Origin of the sequence: Mycolicibacterium arabiense, from assembly GCF_010731815.2 — a bacterium.
GTDB lineage: Bacteria > Actinomycetota > Actinomycetes > Mycobacteriales > Mycobacteriaceae > Mycobacterium > Mycobacterium arabiense.
In genome coordinates this window covers 2751313-2770284 of record NZ_AP022593.1, presented here as the reverse complement: position 1 = coordinate 2770284, position 18972 = coordinate 2751313, and the positions used below count along the sequence as shown (strand labels likewise).

The 18972-nt window shown below is 69.2% G+C and carries 21 protein-coding genes; 13 read left to right on the top strand and 8 right to left on the bottom strand.

What is annotated here, in order from left to right; genetic code table 11:
- Together G6N61_RS14960 and G6N61_RS14955 are read right to left on the bottom strand one after the other, a co-directional pair.
- On the bottom strand, positions 1-1029 hold the full coding sequence (locus G6N61_RS14960) for a sensor histidine kinase (RefSeq protein WP_163919229.1): 1029 nt from the start codon (positions 1027-1029) through the stop codon (positions 1-3).
- Positions 1016-1705, bottom strand: coding sequence for a response regulator transcription factor (locus tag G6N61_RS14955; RefSeq protein ID WP_163919228.1), 690 nt, complete (start codon positions 1703-1705; stop codon positions 1016-1018). Before G6N61_RS14955 ends, G6N61_RS14960 begins: the two co-directional genes overlap by 14 nt.
- Positions 1706-1808: 103 nt before the next feature.
- On the opposite strand from G6N61_RS14955, the gene G6N61_RS14950 reads away from it, so the two are divergent.
- From G6N61_RS14950 to G6N61_RS14940, 3 genes are read left to right on the top strand one after another with little or no spacing between them, the layout of a single operon-like run.
- The gene (locus G6N61_RS14950; RefSeq protein ID WP_170314471.1) at positions 1809-2465 is read left to right on the top strand and encodes a glycosyltransferase family 2 protein; all 657 of its coding nucleotides are present in this window, start codon (positions 1809-1811) and stop codon (positions 2463-2465) included.
- Positions 2462-3130 (top strand): TIGR04282 family arsenosugar biosynthesis glycosyltransferase, encoded by a 669-nt coding sequence (locus G6N61_RS14945; protein ID WP_163919226.1) that lies wholly within the window; start codon positions 2462-2464, stop codon positions 3128-3130. Before G6N61_RS14950 ends, G6N61_RS14945 begins: the two co-directional genes overlap by 4 nt.
- A 1-nt stretch (position 3131) precedes the next feature.
- Complete coding sequence (locus G6N61_RS14940; RefSeq protein WP_163919225.1) at positions 3132-3761, top strand: methyltransferase domain-containing protein; 630 nt, start codon at positions 3132-3134, stop codon at positions 3759-3761.
- Positions 3762-3773: 12 nt separating this feature from the next.
- Here the strand turns inward: G6N61_RS14940 and G6N61_RS14935 are convergent, their stop codons facing one another.
- Positions 3774-5153, bottom strand: a complete 1380-nt coding sequence (locus G6N61_RS14935) for a hypothetical protein (RefSeq protein WP_170314470.1) — start codon at positions 5151-5153, stop codon at positions 3774-3776.
- Between the two features lie 11 nt (positions 5154-5164).
- Positions 5165-5794, bottom strand: coding sequence for a nucleotidyltransferase family protein (locus G6N61_RS14930; protein WP_163919224.1), 630 nt, complete (start codon positions 5792-5794; stop codon positions 5165-5167).
- A 19-nt stretch (positions 5795-5813) separates the two neighbouring features.
- Between G6N61_RS14930 and G6N61_RS14925 the strand changes: the two genes are divergently transcribed.
- Genes G6N61_RS14925 through G6N61_RS14915 form a run of 3 tightly spaced genes read left to right on the top strand, consistent with a single transcriptional unit; the run spans position 5814 to position 7363 of the window.
- On the top strand, positions 5814-6587 hold the full coding sequence (locus G6N61_RS14925) for an endonuclease/exonuclease/phosphatase family protein (protein ID WP_163919223.1): 774 nt from the start codon (positions 5814-5816) through the stop codon (positions 6585-6587).
- Positions 6588-6632: 45 nt separating this feature from the next.
- Entirely contained in the window at positions 6633-7046 is a 414-nt protein-coding gene (locus G6N61_RS14920) for a phage holin family protein (RefSeq protein WP_163919222.1), read from the top strand.
- Positions 7043-7363: a DUF3618 domain-containing protein gene (locus G6N61_RS14915; RefSeq protein WP_163919221.1), complete on the top strand. Its 321-nt coding sequence runs from the start codon at positions 7043-7045 to the stop codon at positions 7361-7363. Before G6N61_RS14920 ends, G6N61_RS14915 begins: the two co-directional genes overlap by 4 nt.
- A gap of 10 nt (positions 7364-7373) precedes the next feature.
- Here the strand turns inward: G6N61_RS14915 and G6N61_RS14910 are convergent, their stop codons facing one another.
- Complete coding sequence (locus G6N61_RS14910) at positions 7374-8210, bottom strand: SDR family oxidoreductase (RefSeq protein WP_163919220.1); 837 nt, start codon at positions 8208-8210, stop codon at positions 7374-7376.
- An 81-nt stretch (positions 8211-8291) separates the two neighbouring features.
- Here G6N61_RS14910 and G6N61_RS14905 point away from each other — a divergent pair, with 81 nt between their 5' ends.
- Positions 8292-9023 (top strand): GAF and ANTAR domain-containing protein, encoded by a 732-nt coding sequence (locus tag G6N61_RS14905; protein WP_163919219.1) that lies wholly within the window; start codon positions 8292-8294, stop codon positions 9021-9023.
- Here G6N61_RS14905 and G6N61_RS14900 read toward each other — a convergent pair.
- Genes G6N61_RS14900 through G6N61_RS14895 form a run of 3 tightly spaced genes read right to left on the bottom strand, consistent with a single transcriptional unit; the run spans position 8983 to position 12612 of the window.
- Positions 8983-10824, bottom strand: a complete 1842-nt coding sequence (locus tag G6N61_RS14900) for a CheR family methyltransferase (RefSeq protein ID WP_235887638.1) — start codon at positions 10822-10824, stop codon at positions 8983-8985. The genes G6N61_RS14905 and G6N61_RS14900 overlap by 41 nt on opposite strands.
- Positions 10825-10871: 47 nt before the next feature.
- On the bottom strand, positions 10872-11624 hold the full coding sequence (locus G6N61_RS30870; RefSeq protein WP_235887552.1) for a sulfate transporter: 753 nt from the start codon (positions 11622-11624) through the stop codon (positions 10872-10874).
- Positions 11617-12612, bottom strand: coding sequence for a chemotaxis protein CheB (locus G6N61_RS14895; RefSeq protein WP_163919217.1), 996 nt, complete (start codon positions 12610-12612; stop codon positions 11617-11619). The genes G6N61_RS30870 and G6N61_RS14895 overlap by 8 nt, the downstream gene beginning before the upstream one ends.
- Before the next feature lie 115 nt (positions 12613-12727).
- Between G6N61_RS14895 and mbp1 the strand changes: the two genes are divergently transcribed.
- The 6 genes from mbp1 to G6N61_RS14865 all read left to right on the top strand — a co-directional run bounded on the left by mbp1 (position 12728) and on the right by G6N61_RS14865 (position 18961).
- The gene (gene mbp1, locus G6N61_RS14890; protein ID WP_163919216.1) at positions 12728-12961 is read left to right on the top strand and encodes a microaggregate-binding protein 1; all 234 of its coding nucleotides are present in this window, start codon (positions 12728-12730) and stop codon (positions 12959-12961) included.
- A gap of 120 nt (positions 12962-13081) precedes the next feature.
- Positions 13082-14293 (top strand): glycosyltransferase, encoded by a 1212-nt coding sequence (locus tag G6N61_RS14885; protein WP_163919215.1) that lies wholly within the window; start codon positions 13082-13084, stop codon positions 14291-14293.
- Between the two features lie 133 nt (positions 14294-14426).
- The gene (locus G6N61_RS14880; protein WP_163919214.1) at positions 14427-15422 is read left to right on the top strand and encodes an AraC family transcriptional regulator; all 996 of its coding nucleotides are present in this window, start codon (positions 14427-14429) and stop codon (positions 15420-15422) included.
- Positions 15423-15476: 54 nt separating this feature from the next.
- Positions 15477-16658: a zinc-dependent alcohol dehydrogenase gene (locus G6N61_RS14875; protein WP_163919213.1), complete on the top strand. Its 1182-nt coding sequence runs from the start codon at positions 15477-15479 to the stop codon at positions 16656-16658.
- Between the two features lie 126 nt (positions 16659-16784).
- On the top strand, positions 16785-17756 hold the full coding sequence (locus G6N61_RS14870) for a glycosyltransferase (RefSeq protein WP_163919212.1): 972 nt from the start codon (positions 16785-16787) through the stop codon (positions 17754-17756).
- Complete coding sequence (locus tag G6N61_RS14865; RefSeq protein ID WP_163919211.1) at positions 17753-18961, top strand: glycosyltransferase; 1209 nt, start codon at positions 17753-17755, stop codon at positions 18959-18961. The genes G6N61_RS14870 and G6N61_RS14865 overlap by 4 nt, the downstream gene beginning before the upstream one ends.
- Positions 18962-18972: the final 11 nt, after the last annotated feature.

Genomic DNA, 18972 nt, shown 5'->3' with positions numbered 1-18972 from the left:
CTATTCCTCGCCTGCCAGCGGTAGGCGCACCTCGAAGCGTGCGCCGGTGCCGAGGTTGTACGCCGACACCGTGCCGTGGTGGGCCTGGACGAGCCCGGCCGCGATCGCCAGGCCCAGGCCCGAGCCGCTCGGCAGCGACGAATCCGACCGCGGCACCCTGCCGTTGGACCCCCGGTAGGCGATGTCGAACACGCGGGTCAGGTCGGCCTCGTCGATGCCGACGCCAGTGTCGTCCACGCGGGCCCATGCACCCCGCTCGTCGGCGCCGATCGCCAGTTCGACCGTCCCGCCCGACGGGGTGTGCGCGATCGCGTTGGCCACGAAGTTCGACAGCACCCGCACCAGGGCGCGGTCGCTGCCGATGACGCGCACGGGCTCGACGGGCAGGTCGGCGCGCAGCACGACACCGGCGCGTTCGGCCGCGATCCTGTGGGCGGCCAGCACGTCGTCGACGACCTCGTCGAGCGCCACGCGGTCGTAGTTCATCTGCACCGCGCCGGCATTGATCTTCGACATCTCGAACAGGTCGTCGACCATCTCGGCCAGCCGGATCGTCTCGTGCTCGATGTGCTTGGCGTGGTCGCGCACCTCGTCGTCGGCCACCACCCCGTCGGCGATCGCCTCGGCGACGGCGCGAATCCCGGCCAGCGGCGTCCGCAGGTCGTGGCTGACGAATGCGACGAGACGGCGCCGGGACTGCTCGGCGGCCTGTTCCGATTCGCGGATCTCCTGCTCCCACACCATTCTTCGGGCCTGGTAGCGCGCCAGCATGATGGCTGCCGGGATCGTCACCACCGAGACGATGACGAGGACCACCGCGATGCGCTCGAACCATTCCGAGGCCATGAAGACGCCCGCCCCGAGGAACCCGGTGAACGTCGCCAGCGTCGGGATCAGGATCAGCACGATCATGCTCAGCGTCAGCGACCACGACCGCGCAACGCGGATGACGATGCCGCCGAGCACAACGACGGGGACCGAGCACGCGAGCGCGATGCCGACGATCTCCCAGAGATCAGTCGACGGCATCCTGCGTCCCACTCCACATGTAGCCACGACCCCACACCGTCTGCACGCGATGCTCGTCGCCGAGCTTGGACCGCAATCTCTTGACGTGCACGGTGACCGTGGAGAGGTCACCGAAGTCCCACTGCCACACGCGCTTCAAGAGTTCTTCGCGGGTGAAGACCACGCCGGTGTGGGTCAGGAAGAACACCAGCAGGTCGAATTCGCGATTGGTCAGGCTGATCGGCCGGTTCCGGATGGATACGGTGCGCGACGCGGCGGACACCGTCATGTCGCCGACGGTCAGCACGACCGGGGGTGCGCCGACGGCCGAGGGGGCGCGGCGCAGCACCGAGCGCACGCGCAGGGCGAGTTCTCTCGGACTGAACGGCTTGGTGAGGTAGTCGTCGGCGCCGGCCTCGAGTCCGGCGATGCGGTCGTCCTCCTCGCCGAGGGCCGTCAACAGGATCACCGGAACGGTGTAGCCCCCGCGCTCGCGCAGCGTCTCGCACAGCGCCAAACCACTGGGCCCGGGCATCATCACGTCGAGCACGGCAACGTCGATGCGTTCCGAGCCAAGGAGCCGAAGGGCTTCGTGTCCGTCCCTCGCGACGGCGACGTCGAGACCGTCCCGTTCGAGGTATCTGCGCACGACATCGCGTACGACATTGTCGTCGTCGGCGATGAGGACGCGGGTCACGACATCCCACAATAGCCCCGAATACGGGATTAACTGCACCAACGTCATTAATTCGTCAGCTAACCGAGGGTTGGATGCCAGGGTGCGCGGTTAACCTCGCGTGGTGCACGGATCCCACGTCACGGTCGTGTTGCCGTGTCTCGACGAGGCGCTGCCCCTGCCCGGCGTACTGGCGGCGATGCCCGAGGATTACGTCGCTCTGGTCGTGGACAACAACAGCACCGACGGCACCGCCGAGGTGGCCCGCCGCTGCGGCGCCCGCGTGGTCAGCGAGTCACAACCCGGGTACGGCGCCGCGGTGCACGCGGGCATCGTCGCAGCCACGACGCCATTGGTCGCGGTGATCGACGGTGACGGTTCGCTCGACCCCCGCGACCTGCCCATGCTGGTGGAGGCCGTCGAGGCTGGCGCCGACATGGCGATCGGCCGCCGGCGGCCACGACCCGGCGTGGGCTGGCCGTGGCACGCGAGGCTCGGCACGGCTGCGGTGTGCTGGCGGCTGCGGCGGCGTCACGGTCTGCCGGTGCACGACATCGCCCCCATGCGCGTCGCGCGTCGGGACGCCCTGCTGGCGCTCGACGTGGCCGACCGGCGGTCGGGCTACCCGCTCGAGCTGCTGATGAAGGCCGCCGCCGCGAACTGGAAGGTCGTGGAGCTCGACGTGCCCTACGGCGTGCGCACCGGCGGGAAGTCGAAGGTGAGCGGATCGCTGCGCGGCAGCGTCACCGCCTCGTACGACTTCATGCGGACGATCTCGTGACCACCCCGGTCGCCCTGCTGGTCGTCGCGAAGGCGCCGATCCCGGGCCTGGCCAAGACGCGGCTGGCCGCCACGCTCGGCGACGTCGCGGCCGCCGACATCGCTGCGGCCGCGTTGCTGGACACCCTCGACGCCGTCTCCGCGACGCCGGTGGCCCGCCGGGTCGTGGCCATGACGGGCGACCTGGCCCTGGCGTGCCGCAGCGCCGAGATCGCCGAACGCCTCTCCGACTTCACGGTGGTGGAGCAGCGCGGGGATGGCTTCGCCGACCGCCTCGCCAATGCCCACGCCGACGCGTCGCGCGTCGCCGACGGGCTGCCCGTGCTGCAGATCGGGATGGACACCCCGCAGGTCGACGCGGATCTGCTGGGACGGTGCGCGCGTGAACTGGTAGGCACCGACGCCGTGCTGGGGATGGCCCGCGACGGCGGATGGTGGGTGCTCGGCGTGACGTCACCGTCGAGCGCGGAGTGTCTGCGCGACGTGCCCATGTCGACGGCGGAGACGGGCGCCGTAACGCTTGCCGCTCTGCGCGACACGGGACTGGCGGTGACGTTGGTGCCGGAACTGGCCGACGTCGACACGATCGACGATCTATCCGACGTCCGGCGGGCATGCCGCCCGGACAGCCGGTTCCACGCAGCGACCCAGACCGCGGAGGTATGACGTGTTCGGCAATTTGTACGACGAGGCACTCACGGGCGAACGATGTTGGCTGCGGCACGAGGACGGCAGCGTGCACGGGCTGGCCGTACACAGCTGGCTGGGCAATCGTCGCGCCGACCGGGAGTTCGACCGCGCCGTGCTGGGTAGGTGCAACGGCCCCACCATCGATCTCGGTTGTGGCCCAGGCCGATTCGTTGCGCACCTGATCAAGCGCGGGGTGCCCGCGCTGGGCGTCGATCAGTCCGCGACCGCCGTGGAACTCGCCCGCCGCCGCGGGGCGCCCGCCCTGCGACGCGACGTGTTCGACCCCCTTCCCGGTACCGGACGCTGGTCGACGGTGCTGCTGGCCGACGGCAACGTGGGACTGTCGGGCGATCCGCGCCGCGTCCTGCAGCGCGCTGCCGAACTCCTGCGGACCGGCGGCCACTGCATCACCGAGTTCGACGGCAACACCGACGGCGTGGTGGTGCGCTGGGTACGGCTGGAGTCGTCGCGCACCATCGGCCCGTGGTTCAAGTGGGCGACCGTCGGACTCGACGGCGCCCGCAAGCTGGCCGACGACGTCGGCCTGACGATCTCCGCCGTGCAACCGATCGGCACTCGCGTCTTGGCGACCCTCGCAGCGGCGTAGGGCCGCCGGCTGCTACCAGTTCGTGAAGATCAGGTGGTTGAGCACCAAGGCCCCGATGACGTTGAGCGCCAGCCACCATCGGTGTGATCGCGGGGGGAGCAGGGCCGTCGCGGCCACCAGCCACACCGTGAACGGCAGCCAAATCCGTTCCACCTCGGCCTTGCTCAGCATGCTCAAGTCCGCGCACGCGATGGCCAGCAGCGCGCCGATCACGACGAGGTGAAGGCCGGACCGTCGCTTGATCGCCGCAACGTCGAACACCCGCCCGATGCCCGCCACCGTGCCCAGCCCGACCGCGCAGACGACCGCTGCGAGGTTGCCCCACACCCAGTACTGGAACGGCCGGTCCAGCGCGATGCCCTGCCAATAGCGTTCCTGCACCAGGTGGTATCCGTCGAACCACCAGAACCCGGCTGCGGCGAACACCCCGACGACCACCAGTGCGGCGACGACGGCCGGTACGAGCGCGCGCAGAGCCGAGCGTAGGTCCGGGGCGGCGATGAGCACGGCGACGGCGACCAATGCGATGAGGCCCAGGCCGTAGTTGAGGAAGATCGCCCACCCGAGCAGCAGTCCCGCGGCGATGGCCGCCACCACGGGGACCCGGGCGGTTCTGCGCGCGGCGAGTGCCAGCAGCGCGATGCCCCATGCGGCGACGCCTGCGAAGTAGCCGTCGGCGGAGACGGCGATCCAGATGGCCGTCGGCGCCACCGCGAGGAATGGCGCCGCCAGCCGTGCGGTCGACTCGTCGGCCAGCGCGCGCACGGCGACGACGATGGCAGCCGCCGCGCTCGATCCGACGAGCAGGCACAGCATGCCCGCCCACCCGCCGCCACCGAGGCCGATGCGGTCCAGCCACACGAAGGTGAGCAGCGCGCCGGGCGGGTGACCCGAGACGTGGGTGATCCACGAGTCGGGCTGGTAGTCCAGGATGCGGCTCGCGAACGTCCGGACCGTCTCGGGGATGTCGTCGATGGTTGGTACCTGGCGCAGGTACTCGTGGCGGGCGGTGAGCCTGCCTGCGAATCCGCGCTCCCAGCCGTCGATCATGGCCAGCGAGAACGCCCATGCCGCCGCGGTCGCCCACGTCGCCAACGGCACCGCGCGCCATGGCAGCCGCGCGGCGACACTCTGGCCCGCCAGCACGACGGCGACGGCTATGACGATGGCGGGCACGGTGCCCCACCCGACGTGCGCCTCCCACCACCCGAAGACGGGTGCGGTGCCGGCGAAGTCGCGGAAGCGTTCGGGGGTCGCGTTGATCAGCGGGGTGAGGCTGCCCAGGTGCAGGTGCGGGATGACGAACGCGGCGACCACCAGCACCACCGCCACCGTGACGGCGACTACCTCCTTGGCGATCGACCCGTCATTGCGCCCGCCTGGAGTACCCACGCCTTCCCACCCTAGGTGGGTAGCTCGTGAGCCCGGGCTGACGGTTCGGTGACGCTCGCCGAGTCGCTGATGCCGAGCCGGTCGGTCAGGAACAGGAACGCGGCAGCGAAGTCGTTGTCGGCCGTCGCCTCACGCACCGTCGACCAGTCGACCTGCTCACGCACTGCACGGGCCGCGGGCAGCAGCGCCGCGAAGTTGCAATGGTGTTCGTGCAACGACCTCAATTTCTGCGTGAAGACGACGGTCGGCGCCAGCACGGGCATCGGGATTGCCAGCACGTCGCGGCGCGCGGCCGAGGCGATCAGATCGTGGGTCACCACCTCGCCGTTGACCCGGTGCAGGACGTCGACGAAGACCGATCCCGACGTGCCCTTGAACAACCAGTCCTCGGGTGTGCGCTCGACGTCGAACCCGGCGTCGGACAATGTCGACACCGCGGCTTCGACGTCGACCTCCGCGACCACCATGTCGACGTCGTGGACGGGCTCGGGTGCACCGTGCACCCACAGCGCATAGCTGCCTGCCAGCGCGAACTCCGGTCCGTGGGCCTTCAGCGCGGACGCGGCGCGACGCAGCGCCTCACGCAGTTCTTCGTGATCGCCGGGTATTGCGCTGCACTCGGCAGGTGGATGAATCGTCATGGTGGGTACCTAGTACCCCATGCGGATGGCGACATTCAACATCTTGCACGGGCGAACCGTGGGCGACGGGGTGGACCTCGACCGCCTGCGCGACTGCGTGCGGGCCATCGACGCCGACGTTCTGGCTCTGCAGGAGGTGGACTTCGAGCAGGAGCGGTCGGGGATGGCCGACCTGACGGCCGTCGCGGCCGAGGCGATGGGGGCCGTCAGTCACCGGTTCGTGGCGGCGATCTCCGGTACTCCGGGTGCGACGTGGATGGCCGCCACCGGCGACCATCAGCCCGGCACCGCCGCCTACGGGGTGGCGCTGCTGTCGCGTTACCCGTCGACGTCGTGGCAGGTCGTGCGGTTGCCGCGGATCCCGATGAAGTTTCCGATGTACCTGCCAGGCCCCAATCGCGTGATGGTGGTCGACGAAGAACCTCGCGCCGCGGTCATCGGGCGGTTCGACACGCCAATCGGGACGCTCACGGTGGCGAACACCCACCTGTCGTTCGTGCCCGGCTGGAACCGCAGCCAGTTGCGCAGGCTCGTCCGCGACCTGAAGGGGCTGCCCGGTCCGCGGATCCTGACCGGCGACCTCAACCTGAACGCGAACTCGGCGCGGCGCTGGTCGGGCCTGCGCTCACTCGGTGACCCGTCGCCGACGTTTCCTGCGACCCAGCCCGACCGACAGCTCGACCACCTGCTCACCGACGACCCGACCCTGGTGGCGCGCGCCACCGCGACCCCGGAGATGGCGATATCCGATCACCGCCCGTTGATCGTCGACCTCGATGTTTCCAGCCGATGATCACGGGGCACTGCCTGCCATGAACCCTGCGAGAGGAGTGACCTCATGACCAGCAGCACGCGAGACACGGGATCTCGGTCGGACGCACCGATCGCAGAACTCGTCAGTGACCTGTCCGCTCAGACGTCCCGTCTGGTGCGCGACGAAATGCGTTTGGCGACAGCCGAACTCAAGGAATCCGCGAAGCACGCGGGCGTCGGTGCCGGGCTGATCGGCGCCAGCGGCCTGATGGCGGTGTTCGGAGTCGCCGCGCTCGTCACGGCCGCCATCGCGGGGCTGGCCCTGGTGCTCCCGGTGTGGGCCTCGGCGCTGATCGTCGCCGTCGTCCTGTTCGTGATCGCCGCCGTCGCCGCGCTGATCAGCAAGGCACAGGCGAAGAAGGTGCCGCCGCCGCTGCAGGTGAGTACCGAGAGCGTGAAGAAGGACATCCAAGAAGTGAAGGGATCGGCGACGTCATGACCGACACCAGCGGCAGTGCGGGCAACCCCTCGGAACCGGCGCCCGACGCCGGCGTCGAGGAGATCCGCGCCGACATCGAGGAGACCCGTGCGGCGCTCGGCGAGACCGTCGCGGCGCTGACCGACAAGATGGACGTCAAGGGCCGCGCCGAGGACAAGGTGCACGAGAAGGTCGCCGACGCCAAGGTCGCCGTTGCCCGCACCAAGCACGTCGTCACCGAGAACGCACGCGCCTACCCTGCGGTGCCGTGGGTTGCAGCCGCCGTGGTCGCGGTGCTCCTCGGCGGCGTGGTCGTCATCCGGCGCCGCCGCCGCTGAGCGAGCCCGCTCAGCCCGGCAGGGTCTCCCCGCCGATGGGCGCGAGCACCTCACCGCTGTAGTACGACGACATCCGTCCGGCGGCGAAGAACACGTAGGACGGGGCGATCTCGTCGGGTTGAGCAGCGCGCCCCATCGGCGTCTGCTTGCCGAACGACTCGGCCTTCTCCTTGGGCATGGTCGCCGGAATGAGCGGCGTCCAAACCGGTCCCGGAGCAACGCAGTTCACCCGGATGCCGCGCTCCTGTAGTGACTGGGCGAGCGAATAGGTGAGCGCGATGACGGCCCCCTTGGTGGCCGAGTAGTCGATCAGGGTCTTGTTGCCCCGCAACCCGTTGATCGATGCCGTGTTGATGATCGACCCGCCCTCGGGCAGGTGCGCCAACGCAGCCTTGGTGACGTGGAAGAAGCTGTCGACGTTGACGGCGAACGTGTGGCGCCACTGCTCGTCGGACAGTTCGGCGAAGTCCTCGACGGGGTTCTGGTAGGCGGCGTTGTTCACCAGCACGTCGAGACCGCCGAGGGCCTCGGCGGTCTCGGCCACCACCTCGCGACAGCGCTGCGGGTCCGACAGGTCGCCGGGCAGTCGAACCGCCTTGCGGCCCTCGCGTTCCACGAGTTCGACGGTGTGCTTCGCGTCGTCGTCCTCCGAGAGGTAGGCGATCGCGACGTCGGCGCCCTCCTTGGCGAACGCGACCGCGACGGCACGGCCGATGCCGGAGTCACCGCCGGTGATCAGGGCGCGCCTGCCCGAAAGCAGGCCTCGTCCCTCGTAGTCGCGCATCTCGTCGGAGGGACGGTCGGACATCTCGCCGGTGCGACCGGGGTACTCGGTGTCGTTGGACATGAGCGCCCGGTACCCGGGGCCGAAGCCGCCAAACGCCTCGGGGCCTAGACTGAGGCGACTACTGGAGCACGGGGGTCCGCAATGCCGTTCGATGCGACCGAATTGGCGGGTCACGTCGAGTCGTTGCTCCGTCAGGTGCAGGGTGGTAAGACCACCGCACCCGAGACGATCCTGGGTGACCTGGTCGCCACGGCGCGCAGCGGTGTTCCCGCCGCCGGCGACGTGGGCATCACCGTGGCGTCCAAGCGCGGCGACGTCCGGACACTCGCGGCGACCGGCCCCGTGGCCAAGGTCCTTGACGAAATCCAGCGGCGGCATCAGGAGGGCCCATGCGTCACCGCGGCGTGGGCGAACCACATGGTGCGCGTCGACGACCTCGGCACGGACACGAGGTGGCCCGCGTACGCCAAGGATGCGTCCGCCCAGACGTCGGTCCGGTCGATCCTGGCGTTCCAGCTGTTCGCCGACAACCAGACGATGGGCGCGCTGAACTTCTACGCCGATCAGCCCGGTGCCTTCGACGACGAGGACGTCGAGACGGGATTGCTGTACGCAACCCACACAGCGCTGGCGTGGAACCTCGTCCGGCGCGACGAGCAGTACCGCGGTGCGCTGGCCAGCCGCGACGTCATCGGACAGGCCAAGGGCATCCTGATGGAACGGTTCTCGGTCGATGCGGTGCAGGCCTTCGACCTGCTGCGGCGGCTGTCGCAGCAGTCCAATAAACCGCTGGTCGACATCGCGCACCGCGTGGTCGAGAACCCGGGCGACGCTACTGAGCGACGACCTCCATCAGCAGCATCGCACCGGTGACGCCGAACCCGGTGGTGTGAAAGGCGGAGCACGTCACTCGCACCCGGGTCGGCTTGCCCCGACGGTTGAAGGTGTCGACGACGGCTTCACCCGAGGCGTCGGGATCGACGAAGGCGGCGCCGATCAGCGGCTTGAGGTCCTCGGTGGGGAGCCCAACGTCCAGATCCAGCAGTGCCTGGCCGATCGCCTCCTCGGTTCGCAGGCCCCAGAGTTCCTCGCAACCGCGGTTCCACACCGCCACCCGTAGTTGCTGATCGACGACGACCAAGCCGAGTCGGATCGAATTGATCAGGGAGTCCGAGAAGATCTTCGCCTCGTCGAGTTGCATGCCGCGCTCGGTGAGCGCGTCGTTGATCGTGTGCAGTTCGTCGTTCGTGGACTGCAACTCCTCGTTCATGGTCTCGAGTTCTTCGTTGGTGGACTGCAGTTCCTCGTTGGTGGTCTCGAGTTCCTCGACCGTCGACTGCAGTTCCTCGTTGGTCGTCTCGAGTTCTTCGTTGGTGGACTGGAGTTCCTCGTACGCGGTCTCCAGTTGGTGGTTGGTCTGCACCACCTTGTCGAGCAGGGCCTTGGTGGCCGTGACGTCGAAGAACACGATCGAGACGCCGGCGAACCCGTCGGCGGCGTCGATCAGCGGGTTGACGTGCACCTCGAACCACACCGGGTCGGCGCCGGGCTGTTGCCATCGCACGTCCTGGATTCGGGCGGAGCGCCGCTCCGTCCGAGCCCGGTCGACGTAGGTGCGGAGTTCGACCGGACGGTAGGACACCTCGAGGTCGCGCAACAGCCTGCCGACGTCGCGCCCGGTCAGCCCGAACAGCGCCTCGGCCTGGTGGTTGATCATGGCGACCGTGTCGTCGCCCGTGACGACGAGCTGTGCCACCGGGCTGGCGCGGAAGGCCAGTTCGCGTACGCCCTGCAGCCCCGGTAGGTCGCCGTGCCGTTCCACCGGGGAGGCGACGAGGTCGCCGCGCTCGACGGTGACGTGGGTCCCCGCGGCCTTGCGGAAGACCCGGTTGGGCAGGTCGAGCGCCGTGAACCGCTCGGTGTGGCTCAGCAGCATCTCGGCGTGGCCCAGGAACAGGGTGCCGCGGGGGCCGAGCGCGAAGTGCAGGCGCTTGACGATGTTCCGTTGAGTCTCGGCGTTGAAGTACATCAGCGTGTTGCGGCACACCAGGAGATCGACGCGCGAGATGGGTGCGTCCTTGACGAGGTCGTTGCGGCCGAAGACGACCGCTCGCCGCAGGTCCTTGTCGAACGCGTAGTGCCCGCCGACGTGTTCGAAGTACTTCTCTCGTAGCGCCTGCGGAACCGACTCGACCTGCCGTGCGTCGTAGGTTGCCAGCCGGGCCTCGGCGAGCGCCTCCTCGTCGACGTCGGTCGCGTAGATCTTGACGCGTTGCCGGAGGGCCTCCTTGCCCATCGCCTCGGCGAACACCATGGCGATGGTGAACGGTTCCTGGCCGGTCGCACAACCTGCGCTCCACACCCGGATGGGGTCCGTCGGCGAGCGCTCGGCCAGCAGACCGGCCACCACCTCGCCGGCGATGACGTTCCATGCGTCCGCGTCCCGGAAGAACGAGGTGACGTTGATCAGAATCGTGTTGAACAGGGCGTCGAACTCGTCGGAATCGGCCTGCAGTACGTCGAGGTAGTCGTCGAAGCTCTCGCAGCGCGCCTGGTCCATCCGGTGCCGCACCCGGCGCATCAGGGACCCGCGCTTGTATCCGGTGAAGTCGAAGCCGCGGGAATCGCGGACGAACCGCAGCAGTGCCTCGAACGACTCGTCGGCGGCGTCCAACGCGTCGTCGGTTCGGCGTGATCCCGTCAAGGCTCGAACCTTACCGGTCACAACCGGTTCTCCGGCCCCAGGATCGCCCACACCGTCTTGCCGGTCGAGGTGGGCGCCGACCCCCACGTCCGCGACAGTGAGTTGACGATGGCGAGCCCGGCCACCACGTCCGTGCCACCTTCGGTGCTCTCGCGCCGCACGGCCGGGGACGAACTGGCGTCCTCGACCGCGATGGTGATGACGCCACCGATCTCCTCGACGATGAGGATCGGATCGCCGAGCGTGTGTTCGAGCACGTTGTCGACCAGCAGCCAGGCCACCGTCGCGGCGGCAGGGGACATGTCGTCGGACCCCCATGCGTGCAGGCTGTCGGCGACGAACCGCCTTGCCTCGGCACGGCCCAGCGGGCGGGGAATGGCCGTCCGAGCGCGGCGCCGCACCGATCCGCGGGGCCGGTCGAGCGCGGCCACCGCCGACGCGAGGTCGGCGTACGCGGGTACGTACCGGGTGATGCCGTTGCGCTGCAGGACGAGTCGGCCCCGTTCGTGCTCGCAGACGAGTGTTATCGGGACGTCCGGCCACGTACTCACGTGCCAGCGCGCGCTGGTGAACACCGCCCATGCCGAGGGGGACGGCGCGGCGAGGCGAGTCACGTCCACGACCACGCCCGCGGGCCGATCGAGCGCGGACTTCACGACCGTGTCGCGCAGTGTCCGGTAGGTCGAGGCGTCGAGGACGCCCTCCGCGATGAGGACGCACGCGTTCGGTGCGGCGTTCGCGGTGATCCGCAGCGGCGCGACGCTACTCACGGCCCGGTAGGCCGATGCTCGACAGCCGGTCGCGCAGCACCGTGAGCGCTCGATCCGCTTCTTCGGCAGCGGCGGTGTAGCGGGTGGCCATCATGCCCGGCCCCACCTTGTCGGCGAGAGTCCGCGACAGCTTGGCCTTCTCCTGAAGGCTGCGTACCGCCACCCACAGCGCGCCTTCGATCTCGGTGTCCCGGGCGTCGAGCAGGGCGTCGGCAGTCCAGGCGTGGCCGACCTGGCATCGGAAGCCCCGGTCCTCGACGCTCTGCAGCGATCCATTGCAGTCGGGGCAGGTGTAGCCCGACGGCGGTCCGAGGGCTTCGGTGTCGATGGGCGCACCGAATTGCGGTGCCATCGCTATCCGGTTTTCCAGTTCCATCGCGGTGTCACGGGGCATGGATGCCACCTCGAACTCTCGTCCGCTCATCTGTTTGAGTATCCCGCTGATCTCCGGCACGGGGACCGAGTGATCCACGACGCCGGCATCGAGGGCGTTGCGCGGCAGGGTCGGGAACAGCGCGTCGTCGGGTGACTGACAGATCGTGGTACCGCCGCGGGCCTTGATGGCCCGCAGTCCGAGCACGCCGTCGTCGAGCACACCCGAGAGCAGCACGCCGACCGCGCGCGGTCCGAAGGCCAGCGCTGCCGAACGAAACAGTGCGTTGATCGCGGGCCGGTGGCCGTTCTCGGTGGGGCCCTTGGTCACCGCGACGTGATGGTCGTCGAGCAGCAGGTGATGGTCTGGCGTGGAGACGTACACGTGTCCGGCCTGAAGGTGGGTGCCATGCTCGGCGGGCACCGCGGGCAGCGGCCCGGCACGGTCGACGATGCGGGCAAGCACGCTGGGCGCCTCCGACGGCATGTGCAACACCACCAGGACGGCGTACGGCAGGTCCGCGGGCAGCGCCGATGCGAGGCGCATCAGTGCCTCGACACCGCCGGCCGAGGCGCCGACGACCACCACGCCAACCATCGCATTCTCGTCAGACATCTCCGCACGGCTACCCACTGACCGGCTCGTCAACCAAGATCGCCAACGGGCGTTTGGTGGCGATGGCCGTGGGAATCCGAAGCCGACATCGGTCGATCGACGAAGGAGGAATCCCGTGGGGGACAACAGCGGTCCGGAAGAGGGCATCAAGGGCGCCGTCGAGGGCGTGAAGGGAAAGGCCAAGGAAGTCGCGGGCACAGTTGCCGGGCGCGACGATCTGCAGCGTGAAGGGCAGGCGCAGCAGGACAAGGCCGATGCGCAGCGCGAGGCGTCCCAGAAGGAAGCGGAGGCCGAGGCGGCACGCGGTGCTGCCGCAGCCAACGAGGCGCGGGAGAAGTCGGAGCAGTAGCGCCATCCACTCGGCGAAACGCGCTGTCCCGACAACGCACGGCCCGGTTTCGCCCTGGGGCGACCCGGTTATCTCGACTCCCCGCGGCTGGGTCGGGCGCGGTCGAGCGATCGGAGTGTCGTGAAGGTATGCCTGGTCGGGCGGCACGCGGAGGTGGACGTCGACGGCGGCATCGGAGAGGAAACCAACCCTGCCCGGCGGGTGAGCGGTTTGGCCGCAGCCCTGTCGAGCCAGGGACATGCCGTCACCGTGTACACCCGACGCACCCGCGCCGGTCAGCCCGACCAGTGCACGACGAGCGCGGGTTACGCGGTCACGGTCCTGACGGCAGGCCAGTCTGTCGTCGCGTGCCCCGATGACGAACTCCCGTTCATGGGCGAGTTCGCACAACGGCTCGACGCCGCCTGGGCGTGCGATCGTCCCGACGTCGTCCACGCCGACTGGTGGACGTACGGCATCGCGGCGCAACTCGCCGCCAACCATCACGGCGTCCCGACCGTGCACTCGTTCACCGCGGTCGGTTCGGTGCAGCGCCGCAGGCAGAACCGCGACGCCGTCTCGGAGAACCGGACGCGCATGGAGAAGGTGTTGGCGCGCAACGCCTCCTGGGTCACCGCGTCGTGTTCGGAGGACGTCGACGACCTGGTTCGATTCGGACGCCCGCGTGGGCGCATGTCGATCCTCGGACGCGGGGTGGACACCGACGCGTTCGCCGTCGACGGGCCCATTGCCTCCCGCACCGAGCGCGACCGCGTCATCGTCGTGGCGCGCAACATACTGCCGCACAAGAACATCGACCTACTGATCCGCGCCATGGCGACCGTTCCGGATGCCGAGCTCTTGGTCATCGGTGGCCCGCCGCGCAGTGAACTCCGACGGCACGCCGAGGCCTGCCGACTGCATCGCCTCGCCGTCGACGGCGCGGTCGCCGACCGCGTGCACTTCACCGGCATGGTGCCGGCCGCCGACATGCCGGCGCTGATGAGGTCGGCCGACGTCTTGGTGTGTCCCTCGGCGTACGAGCCGTTCGGAGTTCCGGTCGTGGAGGCGATGGCATGCGGTGTGCCCGTGGTGGCCTCGAGCGCCGGCGGAATGGTCGACACCGTCGTCCACGACGTCACCGGGTTGCTCGTCTCGTCCGTATCGCCGGTGACACTCGGACAGGCCATCCGCAACGTCCTGCGGCAGGGCGTGCTACGCCGCGGCATGGGGCTCGCCGGACGGGCGCGGGCCACTTCCCGGTATGCCTGGGACCGGGTGGCACGCGATACCGCGGTCGTCTACGACCGGCTGGTGGCGTCCGACGGCCAGCAGGTGCGCCAACCTTCCTGACCGTTTCGTGACGTCTGCGGCGTATGCTTACCAGGTCTGGCTGAGCAACTAGCCGACGAGACTCGACTGATCGTCACTGCCGAGGGTGGTCGTCACGCGAGTCATCGCCCGGACTCTCCAGAGCGGACACGACATGACACAAGTCTCTCTACTTCGAGATCGCGACGTCCCCGAAGAACCGTCGACTCCCGCGCATGCCTTCTCGACCACCGATCCGGTCGCGAGTGATCGCGCCATCGACGCCCTCTACGGCGGCGCAGTCCGCCTATTCGGCTTCACCAGGGGCATGCCACTGCGGCACGCGCGTTACGACGGGGGCGAATTCACCCTGGACGAAGTCACGCTGCCGAGGGGGGTTCGCCTGGAGGTGGCGCCGAACTCCGGCGCGCTGATCTTCGAAGTGGTGGCGGGCGAACTCCGCTTCACCGACGAGGAGGGACAGACCGCGGTGCTGTCCGCGGGTGATTCCGCGCTCGCGTCGGCAGGCCTGCCGTTGACGCTGCATGCCACCCAGGCCAGGGTCCGCATCGTGGGCCTGGCGGCGTCGCTGCTACGCCGGGTCGCCGGCGAACAGGCGCGCTTGTTCCAGGGCTCGGTCGAGTTCCGGTATCGCCTTCCGATGGACCAGGCATCGAGGGACACGTGGGCGCGCTGCCTGCACTTCGTGCTGGAGACGGTCTGGCCGAGTCAGGCCACGGCCGCTGCGCTGCTCGTCGATGCGTGCGCCAGGACCCTCGCCGCATCAGCGCTGACCACGTTCGCCGACCCGGGGCGTGCTGAGCTGCCCGCGCCGGATGACGCTCAGACTCCCGCGCAACTCAAGCGGGCAATGTGGTTCATCAACGGCAGGGTCGACGGCGACATCGGCATCCAGGAGATCGCCGACGCCGTGCACCTGTCACCTCGCGCCGTGCAATACCTGTTCCGCCGTCACCTCGACACCACGCCGACGGAGTACGTCCGCCGACTCCGCCTGCACCGGGCGCACCAGGACCTCCTCGCAGGTAACAACGGCATCACCACCGTCAGCGCGATCGCCCAGCGATGGGGGTTCGCCCACACCGGCCGCTTCGCAGTGCAGTACCGCCAGACCTATGGTCAGAGCCCGCACCAGACGCTGCGCGGCTGAACCGTTTCACGGGCCGGGGCGTTTCGGTCGATGCCCTGCGGGTAGCACCCGAGAATGAAGGCCGTGACGTGGCACGGGAAGCGCGACGTACGCGTCGACACCGTGCCCGACCCAGAGATCCAAGAGCCCACCGACGCCATCATCGAGGTGACGTCCACCAACATCTGCGGTTCCGACCTGCACCTCTACGAGGTGCTCGGCGCGTTCATGACCGAGGGCGACATCCTCGGCCACGAGCCGATGGGCGTGGTGCGCGAAGTCGGCTCGGCGGTCACGAACCTCAGCGTGGGCGACCGCGTCGTCATCCCGTTCCAGATCTCCTGCGGGTCCTGCTACATGTGCGACCTCGCGCTGTACACGCAGTGCGAGACGACTCAGGTCCGCGAGCAGGGCAAGGGCGCAGCCCTGTTCGGCTACTCCCAGCTCTACGGCGCGGTGCCCGGTGGGCAGGCCCAATACCTCCGGGTGCCACAGGCCCAGTTCACCCACATCAAGGTGCCCGACGGACCACCGGACGCGCGCTTCGTGTACCTGTCGGACGTCCTCCCCACCGCCTGGCAGGGGGTCGAGTACGCCGACGTGCCCGACGGCGGTTCGGTGACCGTGCTCGGCCTCGGCCCGATCGGAGACATGGCGGCACGCATCGCCCACCACCGTGGATACCGCGTGATCGGTGTCGACATGGTGCCCGAACGGCTGGCGCGTGCAAACGCCTTCGGCATCGACACCATCGACCTGAACGCCATCGACATGACCGTCGGCGACGTGATCCGGCAGCTGACCTCGGGTCGGGGAACCGACTCGGTGATCGACGCGGTCGGCATGGAAGCCCACGGTTCACCGGTGGCGAAGACCGCACAGCAGATTTCCGGGCTGCTGCCCGACGCGATCGCCAAGCCGATGATGGAGAACGTTGGCGTCGACCGTCTCGACGCGCTGTATTCGGCGATCGACATCGTCCGCCGAGGCGGCACGATCTCGCTGTCCGGCGTCTACGGCGGCGCCGCCGACCCGATGCCGATGCTGACGATGTTCGACAAGCAGATTCAGCTGCGCATGGGCCAGGCGAACGTGAAGCGCTGGGTAGACGACATCATGCCCCTGCTCACCGACGACGACCCGTTGGGCGTCGACACCTTCGCTACGCACGTGCTGCCCATCGAAGAGGCGCCGCACGCCTACGACATCTTCCAGAAGAAGGAGGACGGCGCGGTCAAGATCATCCTCGTGCCCTAACTGGGGACATGCTCCGAACCTGCTGTGCGACAGCAGGTTCGGGTGAGATGCTGCGCTCCGGCACCCCTCTGAAAGATCTTCAATCCTAGAAGTTTCGAGGGTTCGGCCCAGGGTATGTGGCGCGCCATGCCCGACCCGGACGCACCTCGCGACGTGCTCATCTGGCACGTGCACGGCAGTTGGACGGAGGCGTTCGTCTCCGGTGAGCACTCCTATCTCGTGCCGCGGTCCGACGACGGCAGCGCCCGCGGGCTGTGCGGCAGGGTCTGGCCTGCTGCCGAGGAGGTCGGGTACGAAGACCTCGCCGACCGACCGGTCGACCTGGTGGTGCTGCAACGCCCAGAAGAGTTGGAGCTGACCGCACGGTGGCTCCGGCGCCGACCCGGCATCGACGTCCCCGCCGTGTACGTCGAACACAACGCACCGCGTCCGCATGCCGTCGACAGCAGACATCCGCTCGGTGACCGATCGGACATCCCTATCGTCCACGTCACCGACTTCAACCGACTGATGTGGGACAACGGCCGCGCGCCGACACGCGTCGTGGACCACGGCATCCCCGACCGCGGTCACCTCTACAGCGGTGAGATCGGCTCCGCCGCAGCGATGATCAACGAGCCGCTGCGCCGGTGGCGCACGGTCGGTACCGACCTGCTCGGCACGCTCGGCCGCTACGTCCCCGTCGACGTATGGGGTATCGGCAGCGACGACCTCAACGCCGACGAGCATCGGGTCGGGGGCGTCACGGGCCGCGGTGACGTGCCGGCTGCGCGGTTGCTGCGGGAGGTGGCGCGACGCCGGGTCTACGTGCACACCGCACGGTGGACGTCGCTGGGACTGTCGCTGCTCGAGGCGATGACGATCGGGATGCCCGTCGTCGCGGTCGCCGCGACGATGGCCCCGCTGGCGGTACCGCGGGAGGCCGGCGTGGTCAGCGCCGACCCCGATGCACTCGGCCGCGCGGCCGCCCACTTCGTGGCAGATCGCGAGGCCGCCGCGCTGGCAGGCAAGGCCGCGCGCGACTTCGCGCTGACCAACTTCGGCCTCGGTCGTTTCCTCGACGACTGGGACCGGCTGATCGAGGAGGTCTGTTCATGAGGGTCGCGATGATCTCCGAACACGCCAGCCCGCTCGCTCATCTCGGCGGGGTCGACGCAGGAGGCCAGAACGTCGCCGTCGCCGAACTGTCCGCCGCCTTGGCGCGCCGGGGACACGAGGTCGTGGTGTACACCCGCCGTGACGGCGAGGACCTGCCCGAGCACGTCGACACCGAGCAGGGGTACGCCGTCATCCACGTGCCGGCCGGGCCCGCTCGCGAGTTGCCGAAGGATGATCTGCCGCAGTACATGCCCGCATTCGGCGACTTCCTCGCCGACCAGTGGCACCGGTGGCGGCCCGACGTCGCACACGCGCACTTCTGGATGTCGGGTCTTGCCACCATGCCTGCCGCTGCCGCGCACGGCCTGCCCGCGGTCCAGACGTTCCACGCCCTCGGCATCGTCAAGCGCATCCACCAGGGCGCCGACGACACCAGCCCCGACGACCGGATCCGGCTGGAGACCACGATCGCCCGCGACGTCGACTGGGTGGCGGCGACGTGCTCCGACGAAGTCGACGAGTTGGAGCGGATGGGTCGGTCACGGTCGAAGGTGTCGGTGGTGCCTTGCGGTGTGAACACAGACGAGTTCACGCCGGGCGGACCCGCCGCCACCCGCGGCGGCGCGCCCCACCGCATCGTGTCGGTCGGACGGCTGGTGCCCCGCAAGGGGTTCGAGACGATGATCTGCGCGATGCGGATGATCCCGCACTCCGAACTCGTCATCATCGGCGGCCCGGACAAGTCCCGGCTGGACTCCGACGCCGAAGCCCTTCGGCTGCAGCGGCTTGCGACCCACTTCGGCGTCGCCGACCGCGTCCACCTCTACGGATCGGTGGGTAGGGAGGAGATGCCGATGCTGCTGCGGTCGGCCGACGTGGTCGCCGCCACGCCGTGGTACGAGCCGTTCGGCATCGTGCCGCTCGAGGCAATGGCCTGCGGGGTGCCCGTCGTCGCATCGGCGGTCGGCGGCATGCTCGACACGGTGCTCGACGACGTCACGGGCCGGTTGGTGGAGCCGAAGAACCCGCGGGCGCTGGCCGACGCCATCAACCCCATCCTGTGGGACGAGCGGCGTCGGGAGCGGCTGGGCCGCGCGGGCAGACGCCGTGTCCTCGAACACTATTCGTGGGACCGGGTGGCCGCCGCGATGGCCGGTGTCTACCGCCACGTCACCACGCGCAACGCAGTGGGGTCGGCTCGATGAGGCCGCATCCG